Origin of the sequence: Ramlibacter sp. (assembly GCF_036383835.1) — a bacterium.
GTDB lineage: Bacteria > Pseudomonadota > Gammaproteobacteria > Burkholderiales > Burkholderiaceae_C > Ramlibacter.
This window is the reverse complement of the sequence record NZ_DASVNN010000057.1, coordinates 1-18584: the sequence shown is the minus strand read 5'-3', so window position 1 is coordinate 18584 and position 18584 is coordinate 1. Positions and strand designations below refer to the sequence as shown.

Annotated in this window: 17 protein-coding genes; 14 read left to right on the top strand and 3 right to left on the bottom strand. The window is 69.0% G+C overall.

The genetic code is table 11. From position 1 onward, the window contains the following. Positions 1–55: 55 nt before the first annotated feature. From VF522_RS09440 to guaD, 9 genes are all read left to right on the top strand, one after another. Positions 56–982, top strand: coding sequence for a LysR family transcriptional regulator (locus VF522_RS09440; RefSeq protein ID WP_330907995.1), 927 nt, complete (start codon positions 56–58; stop codon positions 980–982). A gap of 16 nt (positions 983–998) precedes the next feature. Next, positions 999–2588, top strand: a complete 1590-nt coding sequence (locus VF522_RS09435) for an ABC transporter ATP-binding protein (protein ID WP_330907994.1) — start codon at positions 999–1001, stop codon at positions 2586–2588. A gap of 3 nt (positions 2589–2591) precedes the next feature. After that, entirely contained in the window at positions 2592–3701 is a 1110-nt protein-coding gene (locus tag VF522_RS09430) for an ABC transporter permease (RefSeq protein ID WP_330907993.1), read from the top strand. Next, on the top strand, positions 3701–4621 hold the full coding sequence (locus tag VF522_RS09425; RefSeq protein ID WP_330907992.1) for an ABC transporter permease: 921 nt from the start codon (positions 3701–3703) through the stop codon (positions 4619–4621). The genes VF522_RS09430 and VF522_RS09425 overlap by 1 nt, the downstream gene beginning before the upstream one ends. Before the next feature lie 37 nt (positions 4622–4658). Then, positions 4659–5828 carry a BMP family ABC transporter substrate-binding protein gene (locus tag VF522_RS09420; RefSeq protein WP_330907991.1) on the top strand — a complete coding sequence of 390 codons (1170 nt, stop codon included), beginning with the start codon at positions 4659–4661 and terminating at the stop codon, positions 5826–5828. Positions 5829–5982: 154 nt separating this feature from the next. Further along, a complete protein-coding gene (locus tag VF522_RS09415; protein ID WP_330907990.1) occupies positions 5983–7017 on the top strand; it encodes an adenosine deaminase in 1035 nt (344 codons plus the stop codon). Between the two features lie 89 nt (positions 7018–7106). Further along, a complete protein-coding gene (locus tag VF522_RS09410) occupies positions 7107–8132 on the top strand; it encodes a D-alanyl-D-alanine carboxypeptidase family protein (protein ID WP_330907989.1) in 1026 nt (341 codons plus the stop codon). Positions 8133–8220: 88 nt separating this feature from the next. Continuing rightward, the gene (locus VF522_RS09405) at positions 8221–9294 is read left to right on the top strand and encodes a BMP family ABC transporter substrate-binding protein (RefSeq protein ID WP_330907988.1); all 1074 of its coding nucleotides are present in this window, start codon (positions 8221–8223) and stop codon (positions 9292–9294) included. A 58-nt stretch (positions 9295–9352) separates the two neighbouring features. Further along, complete coding sequence (gene guaD, locus VF522_RS09400; protein ID WP_330907987.1) at positions 9353–10651, top strand: guanine deaminase; 1299 nt, start codon at positions 9353–9355, stop codon at positions 10649–10651. Here guaD and VF522_RS09395 read toward each other — a convergent pair. Then, positions 10648–11445 (bottom strand): alpha/beta hydrolase, encoded by a 798-nt coding sequence (locus VF522_RS09395; protein WP_330907986.1) that lies wholly within the window; start codon positions 11443–11445, stop codon positions 10648–10650. The two genes, guaD and VF522_RS09395, sit on opposite strands and share 4 nt — an antisense overlap. 106 nt (positions 11446–11551) lie before the next feature. On the opposite strand from VF522_RS09395, the gene dcd reads away from it, so the two are divergent. From dcd to VF522_RS09380, 3 genes are all read left to right on the top strand, one after another. Then, positions 11552–12118 carry a dCTP deaminase gene (gene dcd, locus VF522_RS09390; RefSeq protein ID WP_330907985.1) on the top strand — a complete coding sequence of 189 codons (567 nt, stop codon included), beginning with the start codon at positions 11552–11554 and terminating at the stop codon, positions 12116–12118. A gap of 628 nt (positions 12119–12746) precedes the next feature. Then, positions 12747–13067, top strand: coding sequence for a hypothetical protein (locus VF522_RS09385; protein ID WP_330907984.1), 321 nt, complete (start codon positions 12747–12749; stop codon positions 13065–13067). An 8-nt stretch (positions 13068–13075) separates the two neighbouring features. Continuing rightward, positions 13076–13405, top strand: coding sequence for a hypothetical protein (locus VF522_RS09380; protein ID WP_330907983.1), 330 nt, complete (start codon positions 13076–13078; stop codon positions 13403–13405). A 53-nt stretch (positions 13406–13458) separates the two neighbouring features. Here VF522_RS09380 and recJ read toward each other — a convergent pair whose 3' ends face one another. Both recJ and VF522_RS09370 read right to left on the bottom strand, forming a co-directional pair. Next, positions 13459–15168: a single-stranded-DNA-specific exonuclease RecJ gene (gene recJ, locus VF522_RS09375; RefSeq protein ID WP_330907982.1), complete on the bottom strand. Its 1710-nt coding sequence runs from the start codon at positions 15166–15168 to the stop codon at positions 13459–13461. Next, positions 15165–16100 (bottom strand): phosphoglycerate mutase, encoded by a 936-nt coding sequence (locus tag VF522_RS09370; RefSeq protein ID WP_330907981.1) that lies wholly within the window; start codon positions 16098–16100, stop codon positions 15165–15167. Before VF522_RS09370 ends, recJ begins: the two co-directional genes overlap by 4 nt. A gap of 79 nt (positions 16101–16179) precedes the next feature. On the opposite strand from VF522_RS09370, the gene VF522_RS09365 reads away from it, so the two are divergent. After that, positions 16180–17433 carry a lipoprotein-releasing ABC transporter permease subunit gene (locus VF522_RS09365; RefSeq protein ID WP_330907980.1) on the top strand — a complete coding sequence of 418 codons (1254 nt, stop codon included), beginning with the start codon at positions 16180–16182 and terminating at the stop codon, positions 17431–17433. A gap of 4 nt (positions 17434–17437) precedes the next feature. Then, positions 17438–18244 (top strand): lipoprotein-releasing ABC transporter ATP-binding protein LolD, encoded by an 807-nt coding sequence (lolD, locus tag VF522_RS09360; RefSeq protein ID WP_330907979.1) that lies wholly within the window; start codon positions 17438–17440, stop codon positions 18242–18244. The last annotated feature ends 340 nt before the right edge of the window (positions 18245–18584 follow it).

Here is an 18584-nt window from a genome sequence, read left to right as displayed (position 1 = left end):
GCAACCCTCGGGCTTCGCATATCGGCGCCCATATGGGCGAAATGCAGGCAAAGGTATGAGAGACCAGGCTCTTTTCGACAAGATAGACCTCCACTTGATCAGGGTCTTGCATACCGTGTTGACCGAACGCAGCGTCTCGAGGGCCGCACTGAAGCTGGGCATGTACCAGCCGGCCGTTTCCGCTTCGCTCAAGCGACTGCGCGAACTCGCGGGGGACCCTCTCCTGGTGCGCTCGGGCGCCGGCATGGTGCCCACCGATGCGGGCCTGCGCATGATCGAGCCCAGCGCAAGCATCCTGCGCGCCGCGGAGATGCTGTTCTCCGATGCGCGCGGCTTCGAGCCGCAGACCGCGACCACCACCTTCCGCGTGGCCGCTGCCGATTACCTGGATCCGCAGTTCCTGCCGCAGCTGGTGTCGGTCGTGAAGTCCGAGGCGCCGTTTTCGCAGATCGAGATCCATCCGCTGTCCGCCGCCGCCGACTACCACGCGCAGCTGGCGGAGGGCCAGGTCGACGTCGTGGTGGGCAACTGGCTCCAGCCGCCCGAAGACCTGCACCTGGGCAAGCTGTTCTCGGACGAGATCGTATGCCTGGTCTCGCGCGACCATCCCGCGGTGAAGCGGGGCTGGACGCAGGAGAGCTGGCTCGAATGCGAGCACATCGCGCCCACGCCCACGCACCCCGGCGCGCGCGGCGTGATCGACGAATTCCTCGAAGGGCAGGGATTGGCCCGTCACATCACGGCCCGTTGCCCGCACTTCGGCCTGCTTCCGCGCATGGTGGCCTCCAGCCTGCTGGTCCTGACCACCGGCCGGCAGTTCTGCGAGCGGTTCACCGACCGCCTGCCCGTGCAGATCCTGAAGTGCCCCGTGGACTTCCCCGCACTCGTCTACTACCAGCTCTGGCACGAGCGGACCCACCAGTCCGCCGCCGGCCGCTGGCTGCGCGAACGGGTGAAGGCCGTGGCCGCTTCGCTGAAATAAGCCAGGAGACAAACTTGTGAGCATCCCGCGACTCCAGCTCGCGCACATCACCAAGCGCTATCCCACCGTGGTGGCGAACGACGACGTGTCGCTGACCGTGCAGCCCGGCGAGACCCATGCGGTGCTCGGCGAAAACGGCGCCGGCAAGTCGACGCTGATGAAGATCATCTACGGCGCGGTCAAGCCCGACGAGGGCAGCGTGCTGTTCGACGGCCAGCCGGTGCACATCCGCAACCCGCAGGAGGCGCGGGCGCTGGGCATCAGCATGGTGTTCCAGCATTTCAGCCTGTTCGACACGCTCACGGTGGCGGAGAACGTGTGGCTGGGCCTGGACAAGAGCCTCACGCTGAACCAGGTGACGCACAGCATCACCGCCAAGGCGCGCGAGTACGGCCTGGACGTCGATCCCGCACGCCCCGTGCACACGCTGTCGGTCGGCGAGATGCAGCGGGTGGAGATCATCCGCGCGCTGCTCACCAACCCCAAGCTGCTGATCCTCGACGAGCCGACGTCGGTGCTGACGCCGCAGGCGGTGGAGAAGCTGTTCGTGGTGCTCAAGCAGCTCGCGTCCGAAGGCTGCAGCATCCTCTACATCAGCCACAAGCTGCACGAGATCCGCGAGCTGTGCACGGCCTGCACGGTGCTGCGCGGCGGCAAGGTCACCGGCGTGACCGACCCGCGGCGCGAAAGCAATGCCTCGCTCTCGCGGCTGATGATCGGCGCCGAGCCGCCGGAGCTGGAACACCACGAGCGCCAGCCCGGCGAGGTGGTGCTGCGCGTGCAGGCCCTCACGCTGCCGGGGGAAGACCAGTTCGGCCACGACCTCGACGACATCTCCTTCGACGTGCGCGCCGGGGAGGTGGTGGGCATCGCCGGCGTGTCGGGCAACGGCCAGCGCGAGCTGCTGTTCGCGCTTTCCGGCGAGGACACGCGCGCCGCGCCGGACGCGATCCAGGTGGCGGGCAAGCCGGTCGGCCGTTTCGGTCCTTCGCATCGCCGCCATCTGGGCCTGCACTTCGTGCCCGAGGAGCGCCTGGGCCGCGGTGCCGTGCCGAGCCTGAGCCTGTCGCAGAACCTGCTGCTCACGCGCACCGAGACGGTGGGACGCAGCGGGTGGATCTCGGTGGGGTCGCTGAAGCAGCAGGCCGCCGACATCATCAAGCGCTTCAACGTCAAGGCGGGCGGGCCGGATGCGGCGGCGAAGTCGCTGTCGGGCGGCAACCTGCAGAAGTTCATCGTCGGCCGCGAGATCGATGCGAAGCCGAAGCTGCTGATCGTGTCGCAGCCGACCTGGGGCGTCGACGTCGGCGCGTCGGCGCAGATCCGCTCGGCGATCCTCGCGCTGCGCGATGCCGGCTGCGCGGTGCTGGTGCTGTCGGAGGAGCTCGAGGAGCTGTTCGAGATCAGCGACCGGCTGCACGTGATCGCCAAGGGACGGTTGTCGCCGAGCGTCGACAGGGCGCGGGCGACGGTGACGCAGATCGGCGAGTGGATGAGCGGGTTGTGGGTGGTGAAGCCGATCCGGGAGGGGGCGGGCGCCCCCAGCGCCCCTCACCCCAACCCTCTCCCCAAGGGGGAGAGGGAGCAATTCCATCAGGGGAAGTAAGACATGTTGAAACTCGAACCCCGTCCCGAGAGCTCGAAGTTCTGGAGCCTCGCTTCGCCCGTTCTGGCTCTGGGCATCACGGTGATCCTGGGCACGTTGCTGTTCGCGGCGCTGGGCAAGGATCCCGTGCAAGGCCTCAGGGTCTTCTTCTGGGAGCCGCTCAGCAACGGCTACCGCATCGGCGAGCTGCTGGTGAAGGCCACGCCGCTGCTGCTGATCGCACTGGGCCTCGCCGTATGCTTCCGCTCCAACGTCTGGAACATCGGCGCCGAGGGTCAGTTCGTGATCGGCGCCGTGGTCGCCGGTGGCGTGGCGCTGATGGCGGGCAAGAACACCAGCGGCTTCATCGTCGTCGCGATCCTGCTGGCGGGCGTGATCGGCGGCATGGCCTGGGCGGCGCTCACCGGCCTGCTGCGCGACCGGTTCAACGCCAACGAGATCCTGGTGAGCCTGATGCTGGTGTACGTCGCGACGCTGGTGCTCAACTACCTGGTGTTCGGCCCCTGGAAGGATCCCGGCGGCTACAACTTCCCGCAGACCAAGACCTTCGAGGCCGCCACGCAGATCCCGCGGCTGGTGAAGGGATCGCGCGTGAACATCGGCACGCTGATCGCCTTGGCGGGCGTGGCGGCGCTGTGGGTCTTCCTGTTCCGCACCCGTGCCGGCTTCGCGCAGCAGGTGGGCGGACTCGCGCCGGCGGCGGCGCGCTACGCCGGTTTCTCCTCGCGCAAGGCGCTGTGGGTCGCGCTTCTGGTGTCCGGCGGCGCCGCCGGCCTGGCGGGCGCGCTGGAAGTGGCGGGCCCGATCGGCCAGCTCACGCCTTACGTGCCGGCGGGCTACGGCTTCGCCGCGATCATCGTGGCCTTCGTCGGCCGCCTGCATCCGGTGGGCATGGTGTTCTCCGCCATCCTCATGAGCATGTTCTACATCGGCGGCGAACTGGCGCAGTCGCGCCTGGGCCTGCCCAAGTCGCTGACCGGCGTGTTCCAGGGCCTGCTGCTGTTCACGCTGCTGGCCTGCGACACGCTGATGGCCTACCGGCTGCGATGGCGGCCCGCGCCGGCCTCCTCCGGCCCGGCCGCTCCGACCGCCATGGTGAGGGGGACCGCGTGATGGAAAGCTACGCCCTGCTGATCGCCTCCACGCTCAACGCCGGCACCATCCTGGCGCTGGCGGCGCTGGGACTCCTGATCAACGAGAAGGCCGGCATCGTGAATCTCGGCGCCGAAGGCATGATGCTGTGCGCGGCCATCGCCGGCTTCGCGACGGTGGTGCACACCGGCAGCGACTTCCTCGGCTTCCTCGCGGGCGCCGCGGCCGGCGCCGCGCTCGCCGCCGTGCTCGGCGTGCTGGTGATCTGGCTGAACACCAACCAGTACGCCACCGGTCTCGCATTGAGCCTGTTCGGCGTCGGCTTCTCCGCCTTCGCCGGCATCTCCTACGTGCAGGAGAAGCTGCCGGAGCGGCCGCATTTCGCCATCCCGCTGCTGGGCGACATCCCGCTGGTGGGCCCCGCGCTGTTCCGCCAGCACCCGCTCGTCTACCTCACCATCGGCCTCGCGATCTGGCTCGTGTGGTTCCTGTACCGCGCCCGCGCCGGACTGGTGCTGCGTTCGGTGGGCGAGTCGCCGGAGTCGGCGCATGCGCTCGGCTACCCGGTGCGCATGATCCGCCTGACGGCGCTGATCGCGGGCGGCGCGCTGTGCGGCCTGGCCGGCGCCTACCTCGTCATCATCTACACGCCCCTGTGGGTGGAAGGCATGACGGCGGGCCGCGGCTGGATCGCGCTGGCGCTCACCACCTTCGCCACCTGGCGGCCCGGCCGCGTGCTGCTGGGCGCCTACCTGTTCGGCGGCGTGACGATGCTGCAATACCACCTGCAGGCCACCGGCGTCGACGTGGCCAGCGAGTTCCTCAACATGCTGCCCTACCTCGCCACCATCGTGGTGCTGGCGCTGATCTCGCGGAACCCGGCGTGGATCCGCGTCAACATGCCGGCCTCCCTTGGAAAGCCGTTCTATCCCGGCTCATAATCTTCCCTTTAGCCCCAACCCTCCCCAGAGGACCACAATGACCGACCTGAAGAAACGCTCGCTGCTGAAGGCTGCCGCGCTCGCGGCCGCCGTCGCGGGCATCGCGGCCTGCAGCAAGTCCGAACCACCGGCGCCGGCTCCGGCACCCGCCCCCGCTCCCACGGCCGCCGCTTCGGCTCCCGCGCCCGCCGCCGAGAAGCTCAAGATCGCCTTCGCCTACGTCGGCCCGGTGGGCGACGGCGGCTGGACCTACGCCCACGACAACGGCCGCAAGGCGGTGGAGAAGGAATTCGGCGACAAGGTGCAGACCAGCTTCGTCGAGAACGTGCCCGAGTCGGCCGACGCCGAGCGCGTGATCCGCGAGATGGCCTCCGGCGGCAACAAGCTGATCTTCGGCACGACCTTCGGCTACATGGAGCCGATGGGGAAGGTGGCGCAGGACTTCAAGGACGTGAAGTTCGAGCACGCCACCGGCTACAAGACGGCCGACAACCTGCGCACCTACGACAGCCGCACCTACGAAGGCGCGTACATGGCGGGCGTGATCGCCGGCGCGATGACCAAGACCAACACGCTGGGCGTGGTGGGCTCGGTGCCGATCCCCGAAGTCGTGCGCAACATCAACGCCTTCACGCTGGGCGCGCAGTCGGTGAACCCGAAGGTCAAGACCCGCGTCGTCTGGGTGGGCAAGTGGTTCGATCCGCCGAACGAGACGGCCGCCGCGACGTCGCTGATCAACGGCGGCGCCGACGTCCTGATGCAGAACACGGATTCGTCCGCCGTGCTGCAGACCGCCGAGAAGATGGGCAAGCGCGCCTTCGGCTGGGACAGCGACATGACCAGCTACGGTCCCAAGGCGCACCTCGGCTCCGCGGTGATCAACTGGGGCCCGTACTACGTGAAGGCCGTGCGCGACGTGCTGGAGAACAAGTGGAGCACCGGCCAGACGTGGTGGGGCGTGAAGGAAGGCGCGATCGACTTCGTCTCCGTCGCCGCCGACGTGCCCGACTCCGCCAAGCAGCAGCTGGAGAAGGTGAAGGCCGGCCTGAAGGACGGCAGCTACCAGATCTGGAAGGGCCCGCTGGCCGACAACACTGGCAAGGAAGTGCTGGCCAAGGACGCCGTCGCCGACGACAAGTTCCTGGGCGGCGTCAACTTCTACGTCAAGGGCGTGGAAGGCAAGGTGCCGGGCGGGGACAAGAAGTAAGCTTGCTTCGCAAGGCGCAAAGGGCCGCTCGCGCGGCCCTTTTTGTTTTTCGACGCCCTGGGTTCCCGCCTGCGCGGGAATGACGGTCCCTTCCCCGTCATCCCCGCGCAGGCGGGGATCCAGGGCATTCAGGAATCACCCACGGAGCCTGCCGATGACCGCTGTCCCGCACGTGCCGCTCGATCGCCTGCCCGCGCTGCTCGCCGCCATGCCCAAGGCCGAGTTGCACATCCACATCGAAGGTTCGCTGGAGCCCGAGCTGATCTTCCGGCTCGCGCAGCGCAACGGCGTGGCGATCCCTTACGCGAGCGTCGAAGAACTGCGCCGCGCCTACGCGTTCACGAACCTGCAAAGCTTCCTGGACATCTACTACGCCGGCGCGAGCGTGCTGCTGCAGGCCCAGGACTTCTACGACATGGCCTGGGCCTACCTGCAGAAGGCGAAGGCGGACAACGTGCTGCGCGCGGAAATCTTCTTCGACCCGCAGACGCATACCGCGCGCGGCGTGGCGATGGAGACGGTCATCGACGGCCTGTATCGCGCCTGCCAGGACGCGAAGCGGATCGGCGTCGATGCGGAACTGATTCTCTGTTTCCTGCGCCACCTGAGCGAAGAGGGCGCTTTCGACACGCTGGAACAGGCGCTGCCTTTCCGCGACAAGTTCATCGGCGTCGGACTGGATTCCAGCGAAGTGGGGCATCCGCCGGAGAAGTTCGCGCGCGTGTTCGCGAAATGCCGCCAGCAGGGGCTGCACCTGGTCGCGCATGCCGGTGAGGAGGGACCACCCGCCTACATCTGGTCGGCGCTGGACGTGCTGAAGGTCGAACGCATCGACCACGGCGTGCAGTCCACCAAGGACCCCGCGCTGATGAAGCGATTGGCGCAGGAGCGCATCCCGCTGACCGTCTGCCCGCTCTCGAACCTCAAGCTTTGCGTTTTCCCCAGGCTGGAGCAGCACAACCTGCGCGAACTGCTCGACGCGGGCCTCGCCGCGACGGTGAACTCGGACGACCCCGCCTACTTCGGCGGCTACCTCAACGACAACTTCCTGCAGACCTTCGCCGCGACCGGCCTGGACGCGCAGCACGCCTACCGGCTCGCACGCAACAGCTTCGAGGGCAGCTTCGCGCCGCCCTCGCGCAAGCGCGACTACATGGCCCAGCTGGATGCCGCATTCGCCAAGGCCTGATGTGCGTCTTTGCCCTGCATCCGGAAGTTTGTAGGTGAACGCCGCGTAAGCAGGGGAACTTAGTCCGACGGATGCCTCCCTCAGAGGGAATGACACATCCGCATGAAGGACGCGGCCGCCCGGCGCTCCGCAGGCTCGGCCTGGGATGGGGAACGGCGCTGCTGTCGCTGATGCTGGCGCTGGCTCCGATGGACACGTTCGCGGCGCCGGCGAAGGCGCAGGCGAGCGCGAAGGCCAAGGCGAAGAAGGTCGCGAAGGCCAAGACTCACAAGGTGGCGCAGGCGAAGAAGCGCACCGTGGCCGCCGCCCCGAAGAAGGTGGTGCTCGCGCGCAAGCCGGCGCCGCTGCCCGCCTCGCCGGACAAGCTGCCGCTCGAGGCCAGCGTGGCCTACGTGATCGACCAGCAGACCCGCGAGGTGCTGTTCAGCCGCAACGACGACGAGGTTCGGCCGATCGCCTCGCTCACCAAGCTGATGACGGGCCTGATCGTCAACGATGCGGGATTGCCGCTGGACCAGCAGCTCAGCATCACGGGCGACGACGTCGACACGCTCAAGCACAGCAGTTCGCGGCTGAAGGTCGGCACCGAGCTGACGCGCCGGCAGGCGCTGCACCTCGCCCTGATGTCCAGCGAGAACCGGGCCGCCCATGCGCTGGCGCGCACCTACCCCGGCGGCGTCCCCGCCTTCGTGAGCGCCATGAACATCAAGGCGCGGCAACTGGGCATGGACCAGACGCAGTACGTGGACCCGACCGGGCTTTCCAGCCGCAACCGCTCCAGCGCGCGCGACCTCGCGATCCTCGCCGCCGCGGCCTACAAGCGTCCGCTGCTGCGCAAGTATTCGACGTCGCCCGGCTACCAGCTCGCGGTGGACGGCGGCTCGCTGCGCTACGTGAACAGCAACGGCCTGGTGCGCGCCGGCCAGTGGAACATCGGCCTGCAGAAGACCGGCTACATCTCGGAAGCCGGCCAATGCCTGTTGGTGCAGACCAGGGTGGACGGCCGCAACCTGATCATGGTGTTCCTGGATTCGGCGACCAAGGTCACCCGCCTGCGCGACGCGGAGACCGTCAAGCGCTGGATCCGGGCCTACGGCGACGACGACAAGGGCTAGGGGGAAGCACGCCTACAATCGCCTGCATGAGGTCGCGCCCCGGCGGCCTTTTTTCTTGTTCGCATCCGGGGCCATGTAGAGGAACACCATGTATAAAAACCTCGCAGCCGGCCTTGCGTCGGCCGCACTTTTCATCTTCCCTTCGCACGCGCAGAAGAGCGAGCCGCTCAAGGTGGGCTTCGTGTATGTCGCGCCGGTCACCGAGGCCGGCTGGGTGCGCCAGCACGAGGAAGGCCGCCAGGCGGTGCAGGCCGCGTTCGGCGGCCGCGTGAAGACGTCCTTCGTGGAGAACGTCGCCGAGGGCCCCGATGCGGAGCGCGTGATCCGCGACCTCGCGGCGACCGGGCACAAGCTGATCTTCACGCCCAGCTTCGGCTACATGGAACCGACGCTGAAGGTGGCCAGGGACTTCCCGGACGTGAAGTTCGAATCGATCACGGGCTACAAGACGTCGGCCAACGTCGCGGCGGCCAACGCGCGCTACTACGAAGGCCGCTACCTCGCCGGCATCGCGGCCGGACGCATGACGAAGAGCCACGTGGCCGGCTATGTCGCGGGCTTTCCGATCCCGGAGGTGCTGCAGGGCATCAACGCGTTCACCCTCGGCATGCGCTCGGTGAACCCGAAGGCACAAGTCAAGGTCGTGTGGCTCAATGCGTGGTTCGATCCGGGCAAGGAACGCGATGCGGCGATGACGCTGATGGACCAGGGCGCCGACGTGCTGTCCTTCCACACCGCTTCGACGGCGGTGATGGCGGCGGCGCAGGAGCGCGGCAAGCTGGCCGTGGCCTACCACTCCGACATGCGCAAGGTGGCGCCCGACGCGCAGATCGTCGCCGTGACGCACCAGTGGGGCGAGTACTACAGTCGCCGGACGCAGCGGGTGCTGGAGGGCGGCTGGAAGCCGGGCAACGTCTGGGGCGGCGTGAAAGAGGGGATGATCCGCGTCGGCTACTTCGGCAGCAAGGTGCCCCAGGCGGTGCAGGACGAGGTGCTGGCGCGGCAGAAGGACATCGCCGCCGGCAAGCTGAAGCCCTTCGCCGGCCCGATCGCCGACAACGAAGGCAAGGCGGTGGCCGCCAAGGGCCAGGCCCTGACGGACGAACAGATACTCTCTATGAACTATCTCGTATCGGGCGTGCAGGGGAAAGCCAGACAATGACGGCATAGCCGTCATCCCGGGCTCGACCCGGGATCCCGCCGATCAAGCCTGGATCTTCATGCAAGCCTTCCGCGCCGCACTGCTGTCCTTCGCCGACGACGGCTCCGCCCGCTACGAGGAAGACGGCCTGCTGGTCGTGGGGCCCGATCCCTCCGGGCGCAAGGTGGTGCGGGCGGCGGGCGCCTACGGCGCGCTGGCCGATCGCTTTCCTGGTGTGAGCGTGACGCACCTGCCCGGGCGCATCCTTGCGCCGGGCTTCATCGACCTGCACGTGCACTTCCCGCAGACCGACGTGATCGGTTCGCCGGCGGAAGGCCTGCTGCCCTGGCTGGAGAACTACACCTTCCCGCACGAGGCGCGGTTTGCAGACCACGCCTATGCCCAGGGCGTGGCGCAAGTCTTCCTCGACGAGCTCGCGCGCAACGGCGTGACGACGGCGCTGACTTTCTGCACCTCGCATCCGCAGTCGGTCGACGCGCTGATGGAGGCGAGCGAACGGCGCGGCCTGCGCATGATCGCGGGCAAGGTGCTGCAGGACCGCCATTCCCCCGACGGCGTGCGCGACGAGACCGAGCAGTCGCTGGTCGATACCGAGGCGCTGATCCGCCGCTGGCATGGCCGGGACCGCCTCGGCTACGCGATCACGCCGCGCTTCGCCCCGAGCTGCAGCGAGGCGCAGCTGCGGGGCGCCGGCGAACTCGCGGCGCGGTACGGCGACACCTGGATCCAGTCGCACGTGGCGGAGAACAAGGACGAGATCCGCTGGGCGCGCGAGCTGTTCCCCGCGTCCCGCAGCTACCTGTCCGTGTACCGGGACTTCGGGCTGATGCGCGAACGCGCGATCTACGCGCACTGCATCCATTTCGACGACGAGGACCGCGCGCTGATGCGCGACACCGGCTCGGCGGCGGCGGTGAGTCCCACCAGCAACCTGTTCCTGGGCAGCGGCTTCTTCGATTACGAGGGCGCGCTGCGCGTGGGGTTCAAGTTCGGGCTGGCGAGCGACGTCGGCGGCGGCACCAGCTTCTCGCCCTTCCACACCATGCTGGCGGCGTACTGCGTCGGCCGCGAAGGCCAGACCAAGCCGGGCCTGAGCCTGCGCCCGCAGCACCTGTGGTGGCAGCACACGGCGGGTGCCGCGCAGGCGCTCGGACTGGAAGGCGTGGTCGGCAACCTGGTGGCGGGCTGCGAGGCCGACTTCCTGGTGCTCGATCCGAAGGCGACGCCGCTGCTCGCGCGCAAGGTGCAGCACGCGCGCGACCTCGACGAACTGCTGTTCTCGCTGATCGTGCTGGGCGACGATCGCGTGGTGCAAGAGGTGTATGCCGACGGCGCGCGGGTGCACGCGCGCGCCTAGCGCGCGACTTCGTCGAGGAAGCGGGCGATCTCCGCGTTGATCGGGTCGGGGTCGGTCACCGGCGCCATGTGCCCCAGCGACGTGAACTCGACGCCGCGGGCATTGGGGAGGGTGCGCAGCAGCAGTTCGGCCACGCTCAGCGAGGAGCGTTGCGAACGCGATCCCGTCATGACCAGCACCGGCATCGCGAGCTTGCGCAGGTCGGCCAGCGTGGCGGGTTCGGTGAACAGCGCATGCCGCCAGCGCCGCAGGTTGGTGCCGGACTGGACCACCGCCGGCTTGCGGTCCGCCGGCGTGGCGGCCCAGCTCCCCGGGCCCATCCAGAAGTCGATGAAGGCGCCGGCGGCGCCGTCGGCATCGCCCCGGTCCAGGAGGGCGGAGCCCGCGGCCACCGCGTGGCGGATCCCGTCGACTTCGTGCGGGGCGATGCGGTCGACGAGGGCGAACAGCGTCGGTTCGTAGAGCGCCAGTCCGCCGAAGCGGTGCGGATGCAGCAGTGCGGCTTTCAACGCCACGGCCCCGCCGTAGGAGTGGCCGACGAGATATGCAGGGTCCGACGCCTGCTGCAGGAGCGGCTCCAGCAGGTCCACCTCGTCGGCGAGCTGGATGGTTCGGTCCGACGGCCAGTCGGCGGTGCGCCCCGCGCCCCAGGAATCCACCGCCACCACGCGGAAGCGGTCGGCGAGGCGGTCCATCAGGCCGCGCCACTGGCCGCTGTGGCTGGCATTGGAGTGCAGGCAGAGGACGGTCGGACCGCGGCCGGCTTCCCTGCTGAAAGGGAGCACGCTGGACATGGCAATTCTCCGGTGGCCGCTGCTTTGTACGCCAAGGCACGGGGCATCGCAACGTGCCGGACGGCATGGCCGGGCACCTACAATCCGGGCCAGGAGTTCCCCGCCGATGACCATCAAGAGCGACAAGTGGATCCGCCGCATGGCGGAACAGCACGGGCTGATCGAGCCCTTCGAGCCGAACCAGGTGCGCCAGGTGGACGGCCGCCGTGTCATCAGCTACGGCACCTCCAGCTACGGCTACGACATCCGCTGCGCGCCGGAGTTCAAGGTCTTCACCAACATCCACAGCACGGTGGTGGACCCGAAGAACTTCGACGAGAAGAGCTTCGTCGACTTCCACGACGACGTCTGCATCATCCCGCCCAACAGCTTCGCGCTCGCGCGCACGCTGGAGTACTTCCGCATCCCGCGCAACGTGCTGACCATCTGCCTGGGCAAGAGCACGTACGCGCGCTGCGGGATCATCGTCAACGTCACGCCCTTCGAGCCGGAATGGGAAGGCTACGTGACGCTGGAGTTCTCCAACACCACGCCGCTGCCCGCGAAGATCTATGCGGGCGAAGGCTGCGCGCAGGTGCTGTTCTTCGAGAGCGACGAGGCGTGCGACGTGAGCTACAAGGACCGCGGCGGCAAGTACCAGGGCCAGCACGGGGTGACGCTGCCCAAGGCGTGAACCGGCGAGGCCGCGGCGCCTCGCACGAACCGATGGGAATTGCACGCGCCGTGTAGTCCGGAAGCCCCTGTGCAGGATGCCCCCACGTGTGCGCTCGCTTCACTCGGGCGGATGGATGAGTACCGCCCCATCCCAGAGCTAGTGCGAAAGCCTTCAGGAGCCGTGCGCGCCGCGTCCTGTCGGAGCGTGAGCCGGTGTTGGCTGCGAGCCACTGCGCCTGGCGATGCGCGAGCGCTCCACGTTCGAGGGCGCGAGACGACGCAAAACGCTTTTCGCGGCCAACCTCATCGCATCTCTCTGCAAGCTGCGCGATTCGCCGGGTCTGGTGCGCGAACCCGTGGATCGGCACGCTGGGTTCGATGCATCGCCCGGGTGGCTGCAGCTCCGTGTTTCCACCGATCTCCCGGTGGCTCGCGCGCAACAACTTCGTGCATGGCGCGCAAGAGCAGCGCGAACGCGCCGTCGCGCGTCGCGCGGTGACGTGCCGCGATCGTCCGCGACCGGGGTCGCGCGCTGCTCGCACGCCAATTGTCCCGCCAGGAATTTGTCCTACAGCATGTCGCGCCGGCGAGGGTGGCAGCGTAACGAGACGAAGCCTACGATCTTTCCAAGTCACGGAAGTCCACACATGTCCCTCCTCGTCAACGCCATCGACCCGCGCACGCAGCATCCGCGCAGCCGCATGTTCTGGGTGGTCCTCGGTGCGATCGTCGCGGGGCAGCTGTTCGCCTTGTGGCTCCTGTGCAGCCACCAGATGCGCAAGGCCGAAGCGCGGCACAACGAGCTCACGGTGAACCAGATGGCGCTGGCGGATTGCCTGCAATACATGCCGGGGTCCACCATCGCAAGCTGCAGCGTGCGGGTGGACAACGCCAGCCACGTGCCGCAGCGCGCGGGCGCCAAGCCTTCGGTGGCCGGGGCGCTTCCCGTCAGTTTCAGCTATCGCTGAGGCCCGCCATGAACACCTTGCACGCCCCCGTCTCCCAGATCGTCCCGCTTGCCGGCGCGGATGCCTCCTCGCTGGAACCCGCCGACGACTTCCCGGACCTGCCAGGCTCGCCGCGTTACTGTCCCACGCGCCTGCTCGCGAGCTTCGCGCTGCTGATGGCGGGCCACGGCCGCTGCGTCAACACCGACATGATGCTCGGCGACTGCGAGTACGCGATGTGGCAACTCGCCTGCGCGCGCGCGATGGACGACGGGGAACTGGAAACGGTGGTGAGCCGCCTGTTCGCGTATTTCGACGATCCGCAGCATTCGGCGATGCCGGTGCTGGGAACGGCCTGACCGTCACCATCGCGGCTCACGTTGAAACGGTGGGCAAGCAAAGCTTGCCCACCCTACAGCTCCGCGCCTTCCACCAGGAAGCGCACCCTCCGCGTCCCCTGCCATTCGTCCGCCTCGAGGCGGAAAGCGATCTTCACCTTCGCCGGCAGCGGCTGCGTGTGGCCGAACCAGATGCCGTCCACCGCCTGGCCCTGGTGGCGCAGCTTCAGCGACAGGTGCTTCTCGCCCACCAGCTTCTGCGAGACGACTTCCACTTCCTCGCTGAAGAGGGGCGGCGCGAAGCCCTGGCCCCACACTTCCTGGTGCAGGGTGTCGACGAGATCGGGCCGGCGGTATTCCGGCGCGAGCGGGCCGTCGGTGTGCAGGCTGCGCAGCAGCGTCGCCGCATCGAGCCACTCCTGCGCGACCTGCGCGAGCGCCTGCTCGAACACCTCGAAGTGCTCCTCCGCGATGGTGCAGCCCGCCGCCATGGCGTGGCCGCCGAAGCGAAGCAGCACGCCGGGATGGCGCTTGGCCACGAGGTCCAGCGCGTCGCGCAGGTGGAAGCCGGGGATCGCGCGGCCCGATCCCTTCAGCTCGTTTTCCTTGCCCGGCGCCTGGCTCGCGGCGAACACGAAGGTGGGCCGGTGCAGCTTGTCCTTGATGCGCGAAGCGACGATGCCCACCACGCCTTCGTGGAAGTCGGGATCGAACACGCAGATCGCCGGCGGCGGCTCGTCGCCTTCCTCGAACATCGCTTCCACCATTTCGAGCGCCTGGTCGCGCATGTCGCCCTCGATCTCGCGGCGGTCGCGGTTGATGCCGTCCAGCGTGCGCGCGAGTTCGTCGGCGCGCGCGGCGTCGTCGGTGAGCAGGCATTCGATGCCCAGCGTCATGTCCGAAAGGCGGCCGGCGGCGTTGATGCGCGGGCCCAGCGCGAAGCCGAAATCGAAGGTGGTCGCCGCCTGCGCCTTGCGGCCGCAGATGGAGAAGAGGCTCGTCATGCCGCAGGGCAGCGCGCCGGCGCGGATGCGCTTGAGGCCTTGCGCCACCAGGCGGCGGTTGTTGGCATCGAGCTTGACGACGTCGGCCACGGTGCCGAGCGCCACCAGCGGCAGCAGCGCATCCAGCTTCGGCTGGCTGCGTTCGTCGAAGACGCCGCGCGCGCGCAGTTCGGCGCGCAGGGCGAGCAGCACGTAGAACATCACGCCGACACCGGCGACCGACTTGCTCTCGAAGCCGCAACCGGGCTGGTTGGGGTTCACGATCAGCGCGCCTTCGGGCAGGACGGCACCCGGCAGGTGGTGGTCGGTCACCAGCACGTCGAGGCCCAGCTCGCGCGCGGCGGCCACGCCGTCGATGCTGGCGATGCCGTTGTCCACCGTGATCAGCACGTCGGCGCCCTGCGCCTTCACGCGCTGCGCGATCGGGCGCGTGAGGCCGTAGCCGTCGACGACGCGATCCGGCACCAGGTAGCTCACGTTCTGCGCGCCCAGCAAACGCAGGCCGCGCACGCCGACGGCGCAGGCCGTGGCGCCGTCGCAGTCGTAGTCGGCCACGATGCACAGCTTGCGGCCGGCGGCGATCGCGTCGGCGAGCAGTTTCGCGGCTTCGGTCGCGCCCTTCAGCGAGGCGGGGGACAGCAGGCGCGCCAGTCCGTTGTCCAGCTCCTCGCGGGTGGCCACGCCGCGCGCGGCGTAGAGGCGGGCCAGCAGCGGATGGATGCCGGCCTGTTCCAGCGCCCAGGCGGCGCGCGGCGGGACGTCACGGGTGAGGATCTTCACGACAGGCCTTCCACGAGCGCCGGCAGCGAGGGCGCGCTGAACAGGCCGGCGAGGCGTTTCCAGGCGCTCGCCGCGGTCGACGACCAGGTGCGCGCGCCGGCTTCGCCGCACAGCGTGATGCGCACCTCGCGGCCGCGATCGAGTTCCGTGTTCAGCCGGGCGCACTCGCGCGTGTCCAGTTGCTGCCAGGCCGCGGCCCAGCCGCGCCAGTCGTGGAGCAGGGCTGTGTCGCGCAGGTCAGGCGTGAGTTGCAGGGAATTGGGCAGGGGCGGCCGCGCCGCCGGCAGCGCGCCGCTGCCGCTCGCCCAGAAGGAGTTGACGGGCAGCAGCCCGCCGCGCTGGCGCTCGTCGTTGAGCGGCAGGGTGTAGAGGAGCATCTGCATTTCCTGTTGCAGCCGGCGCAGCGGCCGGCCGGCCTCGCCGGAAGGCATCCAGGGATCGATCGTGCGACCCATCACGCGGTCCAGCGAGGCGGTGGGCAGCGCGCGGAACAGCTCGCCGCGCGCCAGCCAGCGAAGGGGCGCATCGTACGCCAGGGTGATGCCGTCCTCCTCGAAGTACGGCCGCATGGCCTCCAGCAGCGCCCGGGAATCGCCGGCGTCGAGTTGCAGGTCCTGCGGATGTGCCATGGCGACGTGGTCGCGGCCGACCCGCCAGTGCGCGGGGGTGATCCAGGCCCAGCCGTCGCCGGCGGGATCCTGGCCGGCCTGCTGCACCTGCAGGGCGGCGAAGGGGATCAGGCCGTCGGCGGCCCCCAGGCCGCGGGAACGGGCCAGGATGCGCTCGTGCGGGGTCGACAGGCTGTGCGGGTCCCCCCGCTCCTCGCTCTCCACGCCCAGGCGGCGCATCAGCCGCTGCAGGTGGGGCAGCTGCAGGCCACGGAAGGCCTGCGCGCACTCGGGCGGAGCGCAGCTGGCGAAGGGAACGAGCAAGTGGACTCCGTCTGACACATCCGTATTGTCGGGGATGCCACAATGCCGGCCGATGGATACCACCCACTGAAGGGGCACCATGGCCCTTCCTTACGAGCTCGTGCTGGGCTGGCGCTACACCCGCGCCGGCCGGGCCACCCGGCGCAACGGCTTCATCTCCTTCATTTCCGGCGTCTCGATGCTCGGGATCTCGCTGGGCGTGGCGGCGCTGATCATCGTGCTGTCGGTCATGAACGGCTTCCAGAAGGAGGTGCGCGACCGCATGCTGAGCGTCGTCTCGCACATCGAGGTGTACGGGCCCGGCGGCGGCGTGCTGCAGGACGTGAACCGCACGCTGGCCGAAGTGCGCCGCAATCCGGAGGTGGTCGGCGCGGCGCCCTTCGTGGCGGCGCAGTCGCTGCTGGCGCGCGGGGAGGACATGCGGGGCAGCATCGTGCGCGGCATCGACCCGAAGCTGGAGCCGCAGGTGACCGACCTCGCAGCCACTTCCCCCGGTGTCCTGGACAAGCTGGTGCCCGGCCAGTTCAACATCGTGCTGGGCGCGGAGCTGGCGCGCAACCTGGGCGTGCGCGAGGGCGACCCGGTCACGATGATCGCGCCCGGCGGCCAGGTCACGCCGGCCGGCGTGGTGCCGCGGCTGAAGCAGATGACGGTGGTGGGCACCTTCGACTCCGGCCACTTCGAATACGACAGCGGCCTCGTGCTGATGCACGTGGAGGATGCGCAGCGGCTGTTCCGGCTGGAAGGCCCGACCGGCGTGCGGCTGAAGCTGCGCGACCTGCACCGGGCGCGCGATGTCGCCGCGGAACTCACGACCACCCTGACCGGGGACTTCCTGGTGCGCGACTGGACCCGCCAGAACCGCACCTGGTTCGCGGCCGTGCAGCTCGAAAAACGCATGATGTTCATCATCCTCACGCTGATCGTCGCCGTGGCCGCCTTCAACCTGGTGAGCACGCTGGTGATGACCGTGACCGACAAGCGCGCCGACATCGCCATCCTGCGCACGCTGGGCGCGAGCCCGGGCAGCATCATGGGGATCTTCGTGGTGCAGGGCGCCGCCGTCGGCGTGATCGGCACGCTGGCGGGACTGCTCCTGGGGCTCGGCATCGCGGCCAACATCGACGTGATCGTGCCGGCCCTGGAGCGCGCGCTCAACGCGAGCTTCCTGCCCAAGGACATCTACCTGATCAGCCGCATGCCCAGCGACCCGCAGTCCTCCGACATCTTGCCGATCGCGCTGATCTCGCTGGTTCTGTCCTTCGTGGCGACGCTGTATCCGAGCTGGCGCGCCAGCCGCGTCAACCCTGCAGAGGCACTGCGCTATGAATGAAGTCATGGGAGCCCCCACGCTCGCCGCATCCGCTTCGTCGCTGCCCCCCGAGGGGGCGTTCGCCGCCTTGGGGCGGCCCGGCGGCGGCTCAGTCACGCCGCATACCGGCGTCGTGCTGGCCTGCCAGGGCCTGACCAAGCGCTTTTCGGAGGGCGGGCTGGACGTGGAGGTTCTGCACGGCGTCGACATCGAGGTGCATGCCGGGGAGACGCTGGCGATCGTCGGCGCTTCGGGCTCGGGCAAGAGCACGCTGCTGCACCTGCTGGGCGGCCTCGATGCGCCGACCTCGGGTTCCGTGCAGCTGATGGGCCGCGAGCTGTCGAAGCTCGACGCCGCGGAGCAGGGCCGTCTGCGCAACGCGCACCTCGGTTTCGTCTACCAGTTCCACCACCTGCTGCCGGAATTCAGCGCGCTGGACAACGTCGGCATGCCGCTGCGGATCCGGCGCATGCCCATCGAGCAGATGCACCGCCAGGCCGCGGAGATGCTGGAGGCGGTGGGCCTGAAGGATCGGATGCGGCACCGGCCGGCGGAGCTGTCCGGCGGCGAACGCCAACGCGTGGCGATCGCGCGGGCGTTGGTGTCGCACCCGGCCTGCGTGCTGGCGGACGAACCCACCGGCAACCTCGATCGCGGCACCGCCGACGGCGTGTTCGCGCTGATGCTGCGGCTCGCGCGCGAACGCGGGACGGCCTTCGTGATGGTGACGCACGACGAGCAGCTGGCGGCACGCTGCGGGCGCGCCTTGCGGTTGACGTCGGGACGGTTGGGAAGGCCTGCGCTGGCGGATGCGGCGCAGGCGATCGAATAGCGTCTCGTCATCCCCGCGCAGGCGGGGACCCAGGGCTTCCTTCATTTGAAGCGGCGCGATTGCGCCGCTTCCCGCTTTTGCGCATCGATCCGTTGCCATCACCACCGCCATGGGGCCTGGCGTAGGGTGGGCAAGCTTGCTTGCCCACCGTTTCCCCTGAACCGTCATGGTGGGCAAGCAAAGCTTGCCCACCCTACAGGGCAACGACGGGTGGGACGTCGATCAAGCAGGGCGCTCGACGTCGCGGCAGGCGGTGCGCGGTGTGGGCCCGCATCAAGGGGCGAGCGCCTGAAAGTCGGATCCCGGCGCCGCAGCACGGCTACGAGAGCGCTTCAGCGCG